This is a genomic window from Streptomyces nigra (assembly GCF_003074055.1).
Classification (GTDB): Bacteria; Actinomycetota; Actinomycetes; order Streptomycetales; family Streptomycetaceae; genus Streptomyces; species Streptomyces nigra.
This window is the reverse complement of the sequence record NZ_CP029043.1, coordinates 5,224,568-5,239,827: the sequence shown is the minus strand read 5'-3', so window position 1 is coordinate 5,239,827 and position 15,260 is coordinate 5,224,568. Positions and strand designations below refer to the sequence as shown.

The 15,260-nt window shown below is 71.0% G+C and carries 7 protein-coding genes and 1 pseudogene; 7 read left to right on the top strand and 1 reads right to left on the bottom strand.

Going from position 1 to position 15,260, the window contains the following annotated elements:
• Nucleotides 1-45 precede the first annotated feature (45 nt).
• The 4 genes from DC008_RS24425 (at nucleotide 46) to DC008_RS24410 (ending at nucleotide 6,885) form a co-directional block, all read left to right on the top strand.
• Nucleotides 46-2,076, top strand: a complete 2,031-nt coding sequence (locus tag DC008_RS24425; RefSeq protein WP_108708786.1) for an NAD(+) synthase — start codon at nucleotides 46-48, stop codon at nucleotides 2,074-2,076.
• Nucleotides 2,077-2,385: 309 nt separating this feature from the next.
• Nucleotides 2,386-4,434: a M4 family metallopeptidase gene (locus DC008_RS24420; protein WP_108708785.1), complete on the top strand. Its 2,049-nt coding sequence runs from the start codon at nucleotides 2,386-2,388 to the stop codon at nucleotides 4,432-4,434.
• 212 nt (nucleotides 4,435-4,646) lie between these two features.
• Nucleotides 4,647-6,305 carry a M4 family metallopeptidase gene (locus DC008_RS24415; RefSeq protein ID WP_108708784.1) on the top strand — a complete coding sequence of 553 codons (1,659 nt, stop codon included), beginning with the start codon at nucleotides 4,647-4,649 and terminating at the stop codon, nucleotides 6,303-6,305.
• A gap of 70 nt (nucleotides 6,306-6,375) precedes the next feature.
• Complete coding sequence (locus DC008_RS24410; RefSeq protein ID WP_108708783.1) at nucleotides 6,376-6,885, top strand: DUF1990 domain-containing protein; 510 nt, start codon at nucleotides 6,376-6,378, stop codon at nucleotides 6,883-6,885.
• Between the two features lie 31 nt (nucleotides 6,886-6,916).
• On the opposite strand, the gene DC008_RS24405 is transcribed toward DC008_RS24410, so the two are convergent.
• Nucleotides 6,917-9,535 carry a glycosyltransferase family 1 protein gene (locus DC008_RS24405; RefSeq protein WP_108708782.1) on the bottom strand — a complete coding sequence of 873 codons (2,619 nt, stop codon included), beginning with the start codon at nucleotides 9,533-9,535 and terminating at the stop codon, nucleotides 6,917-6,919.
• A 322-nt stretch (nucleotides 9,536-9,857) separates the two neighbouring features.
• Here DC008_RS24405 and DC008_RS24400 point away from each other — a divergent pair, with 322 nt between their 5' ends.
• The 3 genes and pseudogenes from DC008_RS24400 to treS all read left to right on the top strand — a co-directional run.
• Nucleotides 9,858-11,060 (top strand): S8 family peptidase, encoded by a 1,203-nt coding sequence (locus DC008_RS24400; RefSeq protein ID WP_108708781.1) that lies wholly within the window; start codon nucleotides 9,858-9,860, stop codon nucleotides 11,058-11,060.
• A 262-nt stretch (nucleotides 11,061-11,322) separates the two neighbouring features.
• Nucleotides 11,323-13,497, top strand: a complete 2,175-nt coding sequence (locus DC008_RS24395; protein ID WP_108708780.1) for an alpha-1,4-glucan--maltose-1-phosphate maltosyltransferase — start codon at nucleotides 11,323-11,325, stop codon at nucleotides 13,495-13,497.
• Nucleotides 13,494-15,191, top strand: a pseudogene (treS, locus tag DC008_RS24390) (maltose alpha-D-glucosyltransferase); the annotation flags it as partial. The gene DC008_RS24395 and the pseudogene treS, both read left to right, overlap by 4 nt.
• Between the last annotated feature and the right edge of the window lie 69 nt (nucleotides 15,192-15,260).

The window sequence follows — 15,260 nt, the reverse complement described above, 5'->3', positions numbered from 1 at the left end:
GAGGCTGACACGCCCGAAGAACGTCCAGCAGAAAGCCACGGTCCATTGAACTTCTGGTCGATCTACCAGCACGGCTTCGCGCGGGTGGCCGCGTGCACGGGCCACACCGTCGTCGCCGACCCGCAGGCCAACGCGGAGGCCGCCCTGCGGCAGGCCCGGCGGTGCGCCGAGGAGGGCGTGGCGGTCGCCGTCTTCCCCGAGCTGGGGCTGACCGGCTACTCCATCGAGGACCTGCTGCTCCAGGACGTGGTGCTGGACGACGTGGAGCGGGCGCTGGACACGGTGGTCGCGGGGTCCGCCGATCTGCTGACGGTGCTCGTGGTGGGCGCCCCGCTGCGCCACCGGAACCGGGTCTACAACTGCGCGGTCGTCGTGCACCGCGGCCGGATCCTCGGCGTGGCGCCGAAGTCGTACCCGCCGAACTACCGCGAGTTCTACGAGAAGCGGCAGATCGCGGCCGGTGACGACGAGCGCGGCGGCACCATCCGGATCGGCGGCGAGGAGGTCCCGTTCGGGACGGACCTGCTCTTCGAGGCGCGGGACGTGCCGGGCCTGGTGCTGCACGCGGAGATCTGCGAGGACATGTGGGTGCCGGTGCCGCCGAGCGCGGAGGCGGCGCTCGCGGGCGCGACGGTGCTGGCGAACCTGTCGGGCAGCCCGATCACCGTGGGCCGGGCGGAGGACCGCCGGCTGCTGTGCCGTTCGGCGTCCTCGCGCTGCCTTGCCGCGTACGTCTACTCGGCGGCCGGTCTGGGCGAGTCGACCACGGACCTGTCCTGGGACGGGCAGACGATGATCTACGAGAACGGTGTGCTCCTCGCGGAGACGGACCGTTTCTCCGCCGACGACCAGTTCGCGGTGGCCGACGTCGACCTGGACCTGCTGCGCCAGGAGCGGCTGCGGATGGGCACGTTCGACGACAACCGGCGCACCCACGCCGGGCGCACCGGTGACTTCCGGCGGATCGCGTTCCTGCTCGACCCGCCGGCCGGCGACCTGGGCCTCAGGCGCCGGGTGGAGCGCTTCCCGTTCGTGCCGGCGGACGCCGACCGGCTCGCCCTGGACTGCTACGAGGCGTACAACATCCAGGTCGCGGGGCTCCAGCAGCGGCTGGCCGCGATCGGGAACCCGAAGGTCGTCATCGGCGTGTCCGGGGGTCTGGACTCCACGCACGCGCTGATCGTCGCGGCCCGCGCGATGGACCGGGCGGGCCGGCCGCGCAGCGACATCCTGGCGTTCACGCTGCCGGGCTTCGCGACCAGCGACCACACCAAGGACAACGCCCACAAGCTGATGAACTCGCTGGGCGTCACGGCGGCCGAGCTGGACATCACGCCGACCGCGCGGCTGATGCTCGAGGAGATGGGCCACCCGTTCGCGTCCGGTGAGCCGGTGTACGACGTCACCTTCGAGAACGTGCAGGCCGGCCTGCGCACCGACTACCTGTTCCGGCTGGCGAACCAGCGCGGCGGGATCGTGCTGGGCACGGGCGATCTGTCGGAGCTGGCGCTGGGCTGGTCGACGTACGGCGTCGGCGACCAGATGAGTCACTACAACGTCAACGGCGGGGTGCCGAAGACGCTGATCCAGCACCTGATCCGCTGGGTCGTCACCTCCGGGCAGTTCGACGAGGAGACCGGCCGCACGCTGACCGCGATCCTGGACACCGAGATCAGCCCGGAGCTGGTGCCGGGCGAGGAGATGCAGTCGACGGAGTCGAAGATCGGGCCGTACGCGCTGCACGACTTCACGCTGTTCCACGTGCTGCGGTACGGCTTCCGGCCGTCGAAGATCGCCTTCCTGGCCTGGCACGCCTGGCACGACGCCGAGGCGGGCGCCTGGCCGCCCGGCTTCCCCGAGGCCAAGCGGGTGGCGTACGACCTGGCGGAGATCAGGCGCTGGCTGGAGGTCTTCTGCCGTCGCTTCTTCGCATTCGCACAGTTCAAGCGCTCCGCGATGCCGAACGGCCCGAAGGTCTCGGCGGGCGGCTCGCTCTCCCCGCGCGGGGACTGGCGGGCACCCTCGGACGGCAACGCGGCGGCGTGGCTGCGCGATCTGGAGCGCATCGACGTCTGAGGCGGTCAGGGCGTCCCGAAACCTCCGGGGCGCCCGAGGCGTCCGGTCCGTTTATCGAACGTGAACTCCCGGACAACGAACGATTTCCGGCCAAGTTCCTGACGCGCCCCTGACAGAAACCGCAATCACCTGCCACTCTTCCCACGGCCGCGACACAGCAACCCCACAGCACCGCCGCACGGCGGTGGCCGCGGCCGCACTCCGCACGCGCACGTCGTTCTGCGTACCACCCCGATCTGCCCGGACGGCCCACCCGCCGGCCGGTCTCCCCTGGCCGTGTGATCCGCGGCCGCGCAGAAGGAGTCAGTGTTGAGAGACAGGTCCTCCCACAGACGCACCCCCCACACCCCCCGCCGCCGGGCCGCCGCCGTGGCCCTCGTCGGCGTCGCCGCGCTCGTCGCGGCAGCCGTCCAGACGGGCGCCGCGACCGCGGCCCCGCCCCGGGCCCCGCAGACCGCCGGCCAGGTGCTCCCGGGCGCCGAGTCGGTCAAGCTCACCCCCGCCCAGCGCGCCGAGCTGATACGCGAGGCCAACGCCACCAAGGCGGACACCGCGAAGGACCTGGGCCTCGGCGCCAAGGAGAAGCTGGTCGTCCGTGACGTCGTCAAGGACGGCGACGGCACGGTCCACACCCGCTACGAGCGCACCTACGACGGCCTGCCCGTCCTCGGCGGCGACCTGGTGGTGGAGACCGCGAAGTCCGGCGCCACCAAGGACGTCGTGAAGGCGACGAAGGCCGCCATCGAGCCGGCGACGACGGCCGCCGCCGTCCCCGCCGCGAAGGCGGAGAAGCAGGCGCTGGCCGCGGCGAAGGCCGACGACGCCCGGAGCGCGGACGTCGACAAGGCGCCCCGCAAGGTGATCTGGGCCGCGCAGGGCAAGCCCACCCTCGCCTACGAGACCGTCGTCGGCGGCCTCCAGGACGACGGCACGCCCAACGAGCTGCACGTCATCACCGACGCGGCGACCGGCGCGAAGCTCTACGAGTACCAGGGCATCGAGACCGGCACCGGCAACACGATGTACAGCGGCACGGTGACGCTCGGCACCACGCAGTCGGGGTCGACGTACAACCTGACCGACGGCGCGCGCGGCAACCACAAGACGTACAACCTCAACCGCGGCACCTCGGGCACCGGGACGCTCTTCTCCGGCGCCGACGACGTGTGGGGCAACGGCTCGCCGTCCAACGCGGAGACCGCGGGCGCCGACGCGCACTACGGCGCCGCGCTGACGTGGGACTACTACAAGAACGTGCACGGCCGCAGCGGCATCCGGGGCGACGGCGTCGGCGCCTACTCCCGCGTCCACTACGGCAACAACTACGTGAACGCGTTCTGGTCCGACAGCTGCTTCTGCATGACGTACGGCGACGGCTCGGGGAACACCCACCCGCTGACGTCGATCGACGTGGCCGGCCACGAGATGACCCACGGCGTCACCTCCAACACCGCGGGCCTCGTCTACAGCGGCGAGTCCGGCGGCCTCAACGAGGCGACGTCCGACATCTTCGGCTCGACCGTGGAGTTCTACGCGAACAACTCCTCCGACGTGGGCGACTACCTCATCGGCGAGGAGATCGACATCAACGGCGACGGCTCGCCGCTGCGCTACATGGACAAGCCGAGCAAGGACGGCGCGTCCAAGGACGCCTGGTACTCGGGCATCGGCTCGATCGACGTGCACTACTCGTCCGGTCCGGCGAACCACTTCTTCTACCTGCTGAGCGAGGGCAGCGGCACCAAGACGATCAACGGTGTCACCTACAACTCGCCCACCTCGGACGGTCTTCCGGTCACCGGCATCGGCCGCGCCAAGGCGGAGAAGATCTGGTTCCGCGCGCTGACCACGAAGTTCACCTCGAACACCAACTACGCGGCCGCCCGCACCGGCACCCTGGCCGCGACCGGTGAGCTCTACGGCACCACCAGCGCCGAGTACAAGGCCGTCCAGGACGCCTGGGCGGGTGTCAACGTGGGCACGCGCTCCGACGGCGGGGGCGGCGGCGGCACCGTCTTCGAGAACACGGCCGACGTCTCCATCCCGGACCGTGGCTCGGCCGTCACCTCGTCGATCACCGTGTCGGGGCGCACCGGCAACGCGCCGTCCAACCTCCAGGTCGGCGTGAACATCGTCCACACCTACATCGGTGACCTGAAGGTCGACCTGCTCGCCCCCGACGGGAGTGTCTACGTCCTCAAGGGCTACGGCACCGGCGGCAGCGCGGACAACATCGACACCACGTACACCGTGAACGCGTCCTCCGAGGCCGCCAACGGTGTCTGGCAACTGCGGGTCCAGGACAACGCGTCGCTCGACACCGGCTACATCAACAGCTGGAAGCTGACCTTCCCGTAGGCCGCACGCACGCGGCGCTTCCGAGTGCGGGGCGCCGTCCCGGTGGGTTCGACTCCCGCCGGGACGGCGCCCGTTCACATACCGGAAACATTTTCCGGACAGTCAAGATCAGGTCAACATCATCGCGGGGTCCTGACATGTACGCGACTTAGGTGCCACGCTTCCACCACCCGCCGCACCGAACTCCCGTTCTCCCCCACGAAGGAGCCCGTGTGACCCCCCTCTACGCGCGTCGCAAGCGCACCACCCTGGCCATATCGACCGCCGTCGCGGCCGGGGCACTCCTCACCACCGCCCTGACCACCGGGACGTCGTCCGCGGCCCCCGCCCCCGGCGCCGAGGCCGCCCCGCTCGCCGCCCCGGTCTCCCTGGCGCCCGCCACGCGCACCGCCCTGATCCAGGACCAGCAGGCCGAGGCCGCCGGCACCGCCGAGGACCTCGGCCTCGGCGCCCAGGAGAAGCTGGTCGTCAGAGACGTCGTCAAGGACGCCGACGGCTCCGTGCACACCCGCTACGAGCGCACCTACGCCGGGCTCCCCGTCCTCGGCGGCGACCTGGTCGTCCACGAGTCGGCGTCCGGCGCGCGCAAGGGCGTCACCAAGGCGACGAAGGCCGCCATCGAGGTCTCCTCCCTCAAGCCGGCGATCAGCGCCGCGAAGGCCGAGAGCCAGGCCCTGAAGCGGGCCGAGGCGGCCGGCGCCGAGAAGACCGAGGCCGACCGCGCGCCGCGCAAGGTGATCTGGGCCGCGAGCGGCAGGCCGACCCTCGCCTACGAGACCGTCGTCGGCGGCCTCCAGGACGACGGCACCCCGAACGAGCTGCACGTCATCACCGACGCCGCGACCGGCGCGAAGCTCTACGAGTTCCAGGGCATCGAGACCGGCAGCGGCAAGAGCCTGTACTCGGGCAGCGTCACCCTCGGCACCACCAAGTCCGGTTCGACGTACCAGCTGTACGACACCGGGCGCGGCGGTCACAAGACGTACAACAAGGCGCGCAGCACCAGCTCCTCCGCGGGCACCCTGTTCACCGACGCCGACGACGCCTGGGGCACCGGCAGCGCCTCCAGCTCCACCAGCGACCAGACGGCCGCCGTGGACGCCGCGTACGGCGCCCAGGTCACCTGGGACTTCTACAAGAACACCTTCGGCCGCAACGGCATCAAGAACGACGGCAAGGCCGCCTACTCCCGCGTCCACTACGGGAACGCCTACGTCAACGCGTTCTGGTCGGACAGCTGCTTCTGCATGACGTACGGCGACGGCACGGGCAACACCCACCCGCTGACCTCGCTGGACGTGGCCGGCCACGAGATGACCCACGGCGTCACCTCCAACACCGCGGGCCTGAACTACTCGGGCGAGTCCGGCGGCCTGAACGAGGCCACCTCGGACATCCTCGGCACGGCTGTCGAGTTCTACGCGGCGAACTCCTCCGACGCCGGCGACTACCTCATCGGCGAGAAGATCGACATCAACGGCGACGGCACGCCGCTGCGGTACATGGACAAGCCCAGCAAGGACGGCGCCTCCGCCGACAACTGGTCGTCGAGCCTGAAGAACCTCGACGTCCACTACTCGTCGGGCCCCGCGAACCACTTCTTCTTCCTCCTCGCGGAGGGCAGCGGCGCCCGGACGATCAACGGGGTGAGCTACAACTCCCCGACCTCCGACGGCTCGACGCTCACCGGCATCGGCCGGGCCAAGGCCGTCCAGATCTGGTACAAGGCGCTGACGTCGTACATGACGTCGACGACGAACTACGCGGGTGCCCGCACGGCGACCCTGAACGCCGCGTCGGCCCTGTACGGCTCCACCAGCACCGAGTACAAGGCGGTGGCCGCCGCCTGGGCCGCGGTCAACGTGAGCTGACCCGGTCCCGAACCGGCGGGCGGCACCCGGGACGACCGCGTCCCCGGGTGCCGCCCTACTCTTGGGACCCATGTCCTTCACGTACGACGACGTCGGCGCGACCCGGGAGACCGGCTTCTGCCCGCCCGGCTTCCACCCCCTCCATGTGCGCACCCGCATCGGCGAGGGCGAGGACGTCTTCCGCAGAGCCGCCGAGGCGGTGATGACCTGGGAGATGCACCGCGCGATGGGCGTCGGCATCGACGCCTCGGCCGACCGCGCGGCCACCGACGTCGACGTCACGGTCACCCTCGCCGGCATGATCAAGGCCCCATGCCGGGTCGTGTGGACCGTCGAGGAGTACCGCAGGACCGGCTGGGCCTACGGCACCCTCGCCGGCCACCCCGAGTGCGGCGAGGAGGCCTTCGTCGTGGAACGCACCGGCGACGGCACGGTCTGGCTCTCCGTGAACGCCTTCAGCCGCCCCGCCAAGTGGTACTCCCGCGCGGCCGGCCCGGCCACCCGAGGCCTCCAACACGCCTACGCCCGCCGCTGCGGCACAGTCCTGCGCAAGCTGAGCGCGCCGGAGTCCGAGTACTGACGCCCGGCCGGAGGACCGGCCGGGCGCACGCTCAGCGCAGCAGCACCCCGCCGCCCTCTCCCGTCTCCTCGGAGGGCACCGCCAGGAGGCCGAGTTCGGCGCTGGAGGCGAGGAGGCGGTGGGACGGGAGGATGCGGACCGTGTAGCCGTAGGGGCCGGTGCGGTCCAGGGAGAGCGGGCCCTCGTAGACCCAGCGGCCGTCCGTGTCGGGGCTGCCCACCGGTTTCAGCGGCACCGTGGCGGCGTCCGCGATCCGGTCCTCGCCGTCGACCCGGCCCGAGACGGCCTGCACCTCGACGTCCTCCGGGCCCAGCTCGCCGAGGCCGACGCGTACGCGCAGGCTCAGCGTCGAGCCGAGTTCCGCGGTGGGTGCCGCGGCCGACGTCTCGACGTGGTCGACGGTGACGGCGTGCCACGCCGAGCGCACCCGGGCCTTCCAGCCGGCCAGTTCACGCGCCGCGTCCGGGGCCATCGCGCGGTGGGCGTGCGCGGCCGGGGTGTAGAGGCGGTCGACGTACTCGCGGACCATGCGGCCCGCCAGCACCTTCGGGCCGAGCAGGGTCAGGGTCCGGCGGACCATCTCGATCCAGCGGTCCGGCAGACCGTCCCGCCCGCGCTCGTAGAAGCGGGGGGTGATCCGCTGCTCCAGCAGGTCGTACAGCGCCGCGGCCTCTATGTCGTCCCGGCGGTCGGGATCGGTGCCGGTGCCGTCGGCCGTGGGGATCGACCAGCCGAAGTCGGGCTGGAACCACTCGTCCCACCAGCCGTCCAGGACGGACAGGTTGAGGCAGCCGTTGAGCGCGGCCTTCATCCCCGAGGTGCCGCACGCCTCCAGGGGCCGCAGCGGGTTGTTCAGCCAGATGTCGCAGCCGGGGTAGAGCTTCTTGGCCATCGCCATGCCGTAGTCGGGCAGGAAGACGATGCGGTGGCGCACCCGGGGGTCGTCGGCGAAGCGGACGAGTTCCTGCACGAGGCGTTTGCCGCCGTCGTCCGCCGGGTGCGCCTTGCCGGCGACCACGATCTGGACGGGCCGCTCCGGGTGCAGCAGCAGGCTCATCAGCCGGTCGGGGTCCCGCAGCATCAGCGTCAGCCGCTTGTACGAGGGGACGCGGCGGGCGAAGCCGATGGTGAGGACGTCGGGGTCGAGGACGCCGTCGACCCAGCCCAGTTCGGCGGTCCCGGCGCCCCGCTGCCGCCAGGAGGCCCGCAGCCGCTCGCGCACCTCCTGGACGAGCTGTTCGCGCAGCACCCGGCGCAGCTCCCAGACCTCCTGGTCGGGGATGTCGGCGACGGCGTCCCAGCGGTCGGAGCCGCCGACGGTCAGCGCGTCCTCCATGCGCCGGGCGCCGATCCGGTCCGCGCCGAGGCGGAACACCTCGGGCGCGACCCAGGTCGGGGCGTGCACACCGTTGGTGACGGAGGTGATCGGCACCTCGTCGGCGTCGAAGCCCGGCCACAGCCCGGAGAACATCTCGCGGCTGACGTTGCCGTGCAGCAGGGACACGCCGTTGGCGCGCTGACCGAGGCGCAGGCCCATCACGGCCATGTTGAACAGGTTGGGTTCGCCGCCGGGGTAGGTCTCCATGCCGAGCTGGAGGACGCGCCCCACCTCGATGCCGGGCAGTTCGGCGTCGGGCCCGAAGTGCCGGGCGACCAGTTCGCGGTCGAACCGGTCGATGCCGGCCGGGACGGGGGTGTGCGTGGTGAACACCGTGCCGGCCCGGACGGCCTCCAGCGCGGCGTCGAAGTCGAGGTCCCGCTCGCACAGTTCGGCGATGCGCTCCAGGCCGAGGAAGCCGGCGTGGCCCTCGTTGGTGTGGAAGACCTCGGGCGCCGGGTGGCCGGTGAGCCGGCAGTACGTCCGCACGGCCCGCACCCCTCCTATGCCGAGGAGCATCTCCTGGAGCAGCCGGTGCTCGCTGCCGCCGCCGTAGAGCCGGTCGGTGACGCCGCGTTCGCCGAGGTCGTTCTCCTCGACGTCGGAGTCGAGCAGCAGCAGCGGGACCCGGCCGACCTGGGCCAGCCAGATCCGGGCGTGCAGCGACCGTCCGCCGGGCAGGGCCAGGCGGAGCCGGGCGGGGGTGCCGTCGGCCTCCTCGAGCAGGGCGAGCGGCAGCTCGTTGGGGTCCAGGACCGGGTAGTGCTCCTGCTGCCAGCCGTCCCGGGACAGGGTCTGGCGGAAGTAGCCGTGCCGGTAGAGCAGGCCGACGCCGATCAGGGGGACGCCGAGGTCACTCGCGGCCTTCAAATGGTCGCCGGCGAGGATGCCGAGACCGCCGGAGTACTGGGGCAGGGCGGCCGTGATGCCGAACTCGGGCGAGAAGTAGGCGATCGCCGCGGGCAGTCCGGCGGGCTGCACCTGGTACCAGCGGTCCCCGGTGACGTAGTCGTCGAGGTCGCGGGCGGCGGCGGTCAGCCGCTCCAGGAAGGACGCGTCCTGGGCCAGCTCGGCGAGCCGCGCGGGCGGGACGCTGCCCAGGAGGCGTACGGGGTCGTCGCCCGAGGCGGCCCAGCGCCCGGGGTCGACGGAGCGGAAGAGTTCGCGGGTCTGCGCGTGCCAGGACCAGCGCAGATTGCGCGCCAGATCGCTGAGGGGCCGCAGGGGTTCGGGGAGGACAGGACGGACGGTGAACCGACGGATCGCCTTCACTTTCCACCTCGGGCAGCACGTGGCAGGGGACACACGGCGGTGTGGGTCCCGTCAACGCCCCCGACGGTATCGGTATGCGGGGCTTCGTCACCAGCGTGCGTTTTGCGTACCCGGGGCGCGTCGTACGGCTGATGTCCGTCCGAAAGTGGACGCAACCTTTACGCATCCGGTCATGGCGGATATGGCCGATTCCACCCCCGTAGGCGTCCTTGTGGCGGCTTCTCGCATCAGGAGAGGGTGACGGATGGCGCGCCGGCCCACGCCGGGTGCACCGGGTGCTTCAGGGCCGCCGTGCGCCGAGTCGAGGAGGGGAAGCCACACCATGGCACGGACGCGCACACGGCGTCTGCGCTGGGCGGCCGGCCTGACCGCGGTGACCTGTGTCGCCGCGCTCTCGGTCGTCACCGCGCCCGCGCACGCCGCACCGGAGGGGCGGATACAGGGCGCCGGGCTGCCCGGCGCCGTCGGCGGCAGTTACGTGGTGACGCTCGGACAGGGGACGGCGGCCCTGTCGCCGACCGGAAGGAGCCTCGCCGCGCGCTACGGGGTCGAAATCAGCCATACGTACGGCACGGTCCTCAACGGCTGGGCCATCCGCGCCGACGCGAGACAGGCCAGGCGGCTCGCGGCCGACCCCCGGGTCGCCTCGGTCGCGCAGGACACCCGGGTGACACTGGAGGACACGCAGAAGAATCCACCGTCCTGGGGACTCGACCGCGTCGATCAGGCCAATCTTCCACTGAGCAGGAGCTACAGCTGGCCGCGCTCGGCAGGGGCCGGTGTGACCGTGTACGTCATCGACACCGGCGTCCGCGTCTCGCACCGGGACTTCGGCGGCCGCGCCCGCTACGGCTGGGACTTCGTGGACGACGACCGCACGGCGGCCGACGGCAACGGCCACGGCACCCACGTCGCCGGCACCGTCGCGGGCACCACATACGGCATCGCCAAGAAGGCGCAGGTCGTGGCGGTCCGGGTGCTGGACGACACGGGCGGCGGCAGCACCGCCGACGTCATCGCGGGCATCGACTGGGTGACCCGGAACGCGAAGAAGCCGGCCGTCGCCAACGTCAGTCTGGGCGGCTCCCGCAACCGCCAACTGGACGCCGCCGTACGCAACTCCGTGGCGTCCGGCGTCACCTACACGGTCGCGGCGGGCAACGCCGGACAGCCCGCCGCGCTGTACTCCCCCGCCGGGGTCTCCCAGGCCGTCACCGTGGGCGCGACCGACCGCACCGACCGGCGGGCCGGCTTCTCCAACCACGGCCCCGCCCTGGACCTGTTCGCCCCCGGTGTGTCGATCACCTCGGCGTCGAACGCGAGCGACACCGCGAAGGCTGCCTACTCGGGTACGTCGATGGCGTCGCCGCACGTCGCGGGCGCCGCCGCGCTCTATCTGGCGGACCATCGGCGGGCGACGCCCGCACAGGTGTCCAAGGCTCTGGTGGCGCGGGCCGTCTCCGGAAGGATCTCCGGCCGCGGAGCCGGCTCACCGGACGAACTCCTGCGGGTTGCGAAGCCGTGACGCACGGGTGACGGCCCCTCACGGGGACCGGTCCCGTTCGTCCGGAACGGGACCGGTCTTGTACGTAGACGTACGCGTGAGTAGTTAACAAAGTGCCGGATTGCCCACCCGAATAGGGTGGGAAGGCTCCTCCGGTACACCCCACCGTGCGCTCCCGGGCGCACACCCCCACGGGGTGCATCCGACAGCGACACCGTCACACCGCAGGACCCACCTCCCCATAGTCATCCGCCCACCAACGTTGACGCGGACAGGAGCGGTCATGCCCGCCAAGCACCACCAGTCGTCCTCACCCCCGACGCCCCGCACCCAGGCCCGGCCCGCCCGCGCCGATTCACCGCCCGCCCGTGACACCGTGACCGCCGACCCGGGACCGCCGGCGCCGCGGCGGCCCGCCCCGGCCGCCGGGGCGGCGGACGGGATCGGGCGCATACCGGTCCTCGACGTCCGCCCGGTCGTGCAGCACGGGCGCAGGCCCGCCAAGGCGGTGACCGGCGAGTCCTTCATGGTCACGGCGACCGTGTTCCGGGAGGGCCATGACGCGGTGGCCGCCAACGTCGTGCTGACCGATCCGAAGGGCCGCCCGGGTCCCTGGACCCCGATGCGCGAACTCGCCCCGGGCACCGACCGCTGGGGCGCGCTCGTGACGCCGGACGCGCCCGGTGACTGGAGCTTCCGGGTCGAGGCGTGGAGCGATCCCGTCGCCACCTGGCGGCACCACGCCCAGATCAAGATCCCGGCCGGTATCGACACCGAGCTGGTGCTGGAGGAGGGCGCGCGCCTGCACGAACGCGCCGCCGACGGCGTGCCCGAGGGCGCGGGGCGGACGGTGATCCTGCGGGCCGCCGAGGCGCTGCGGGACGAGACCCGCCCGGCGGCATGGCGGTTGTCGGCCGCGCTGACGCCCGAGATCGACGACGTCCTCGGCCGGTATCCGGTGCGGGATCTGGTGACGGCGTCGGAGGCGTTGCCGTTGCTGGTGGAGCGGGAGCGGGCGCTGTTCGGGTCGTGGTACGAGTTCTTCCCGCGCTCCGAGGGCACCCCGGAGCGGCCGCACGGGACGTTCGAGACGGCGGCGCGCCGGCTCCCGGCGATCGCCGCGATGGGCTTCGACGTCGTGTATCTGCCGCCGATCCATCCGATCGGGACGACGTTCCGCAAGGGCCCCGACAACACGCTGTCCGCCGGTCCGGACGATGTGGGGGTGCCGTGGGCGATCGGCTCGCCCGAGGGCGGGCACGACGCCGTCCACCCGGATCTGGGGACGATCGAGGACTTCGACCGGTTCGTGGCCCGCGCGCAGGAGTTGGGGCTGGAGATCGCGCTGGACTTCGCGCTGCAGTGCTCGCCCGATCATCCGTGGGTGTCGAAGCATCCGGAGTGGTTCCACCACCGCCCCGACGGCACGATCGCGTATGCGGAGAATCCGCCGAAGAAGTACCAGGACATCTACCCGATCGCGTTCGACGCGGACATGGACGGGCTGGTCGCGGAGACCCTGCGGATCCTGCGGCACTGGATGGGCCACGGGGTGCGGATCTTCCGCGTGGACAATCCGCACACCAAGCCGGTCGTGTTCTGGCAGCGGGTCATCGCCGACATCAACCGCACCGACCCCGATGTCATCTTCCTGGCGGAGGCGTTCACCCGTCCGGCGATGATGCACACCCTGGCGCAGATCGGCTTCCAGCAGTCGTACACGTACTTCACCTGGCGGACCGGCAAGCAGGAGCTGACGGAGTATCTGACCGAGCTGTCCGGGGAGGCCGCCGCCTACATGCGGCCCAACTTCTTCGTCAACACCCCCGACATCCTCCACGCCTACCTCCAGCACGGGCACCGCCCCGCCTTCGAGGTCCGCGCCGTCCTGGCCGCCACCCTCTCCCCCACCTGGGGCGTCTACAGCGGCTATGAACTGTGCGAGAACACCCCCCTGCGCGAAGGCAGCGAGGAGTACCTGAACAGCGAGAAGTACCAGCTGCGCCAACGCGACTGGGAGACCGCCGAACGCGAGGGCCGCACCATCACCCCCCTCATCACCCGGCTCAACATGATCCGGCGGGAGAACCCGGCGCTGCGACAGCTCCGCGACCTGCACTTCCACCACGCGGACAAGGAGGAGGTGCTCGTCTACTCGAAGCGCAGCGGCTCGAACACTGTTCTGGTGGTCGCCAACCTCGACCCCCACCACACCCAGGAGGCGACGGTCTCGTTGGACATGCCGCAACTCGGCCTGAACTGGCACGAGTCGGTGCCGGTGCGCGACGAGCTCACCGGCGAGACCTATCACTGGGGCAGAGCGAACTATGTGCGTCTGCTGCCCGGCGGCGCGCATGTGCTCGTCGTCGGACAGGAGCTCGGGGGGCGTCCCCGGGATGCGCGCGGCGAGGCTCTGCGACCGTCCACCCCGCAGATCGGAGGGTCACCCGCCACATGATCGTCAACGAGCCCGTCCCGGACACCTTCGAGGACACCCCTGCCAACGACCGTGACCCCGACTGGTTCAAACGCGCCGTCTTCTACGAGGTCCTGGTCCGCTCCTTCCAGGACAGCAACGGCGACGGCGTGGGCGACCTCAAGGGCCTGACCGCCAAGCTCGACTACCTGCAATGGCTCGGTGTCGACTGCCTGTGGCTGCCGCCCTTCTTCAAGTCCCCGCTGCGCGACGGCGGCTACGACGTCTCCGACTACACCTCCGTGCTCCCCGAGTTCGGCGACCTCGCGGACTTCGTGGAGTTCGTGGACGCGGCCCATCAGCGCGGGATGCGGGTCATCATCGACTTCGTCATGAACCACACGAGTGATCAGCACCCGTGGTTCCAGGAGTCCCGCAAGGACCCCGAAGGCCCCTACGGCGACTACTACATGTGGGCCGAGGACGACAAGGCCTACCCCGACGCCCGCATCATCTTCGTCGACACCGAAGCGTCCAACTGGACCTTCGACCCGGTCCGCAAGCAGTACTACTTCCACCGCTTCTTCTCCCACCAGCCCGACCTCAACTACGAGAACCCGGCCGTGCAGGAGGAGATCCTCTCCGCCCTGAAGTTCTGGCTCGACCTCGGCATCGACGGCTTCCGCCTCGACGCCGTCCCCTACCTCTACGCCGAAGAGGGCACCAACTGCGAGAACCTTCCCGCGACCCACGAGTTCCTGAAGCGGGTGCGCAAGGAGATCGACGCGCAATACCCGGACACGGTGCTGCTGGCGGAGGCGAACCAGTGGCCCGAGGACGTCGTCGACTACTTCGGCGACTACGCCTCCGGCGGCGACGAATGCCACATGGCCTTCCACTTCCCGGTCATGCCCCGCATCTTCATGGCCGTGCGCCGCGAGTCCCGCTACCCCGTCTCCGAGATCCTGGCGAAGACCCCGGCGATCCCGTCCGGCTGCCAGTGGGGCATCTTCCTGCGCAACCACGACGAGCTGACCCTGGAGATGGTCACCGACGAAGAGCGCGACTACATGTGGGCGGAATACGCCAAGGACCCCCGCATGCGCGCCAACATCGGCATCCGCCGGCGTCTGGCACCGCTCCTCGACAACGACCGCAACCAGATCGAACTGTTCACCGCGCTGCTGCTGTCCCTGCCGGGCTCGCCGATCCTGTACTACGGCGACGAGATCGGCATGGGCGACAACATCTGGCTCGGCGACCGGGACGCCGTCCGCACCCCGATGCAGTGGACGCCGGACCGCAACGCCGGCTTCTCGTCGAGCGACCCCGGGCGGCTGTTCCTGCCGACGATCATGGACCCGGTCTACGGCTACCAGGTCACGAACGTCGAGGCGTCGATGTCCTCGCCGTCGTCCCTGCTGCACTGGACCCGGCGCATGATCGAGATCCGCAAGCAGAACCCCGCCTTCGGACTCGGCTCCTACACCGAACTCCAGTCGACGAACCCGGCGGTGATCGCGTTCCTGCGGGAGTACGAGGACGACCTCGTGCTCTGCGTGAACAACTTCTCGCGGTTCGCGCAGCCGACGGAACTCGATCTCAGCCCGTTCACCGGCCGCCATCCGGTCGAGCTGTTCGGCGGGGTGCGATTCCCGGCCATCGGTGAGCTCCCGTACTTGCTGACGCTCGGGGGCCACGGCTTCTACTGGTTCCGGCTGCGCAAGGACGCCGCCGGAGAGCCCGGCGGGGCGGTTTCCACCGCCCCGCCGGGGGCACGCAGAAGTATCACCCCGACCGCCCGG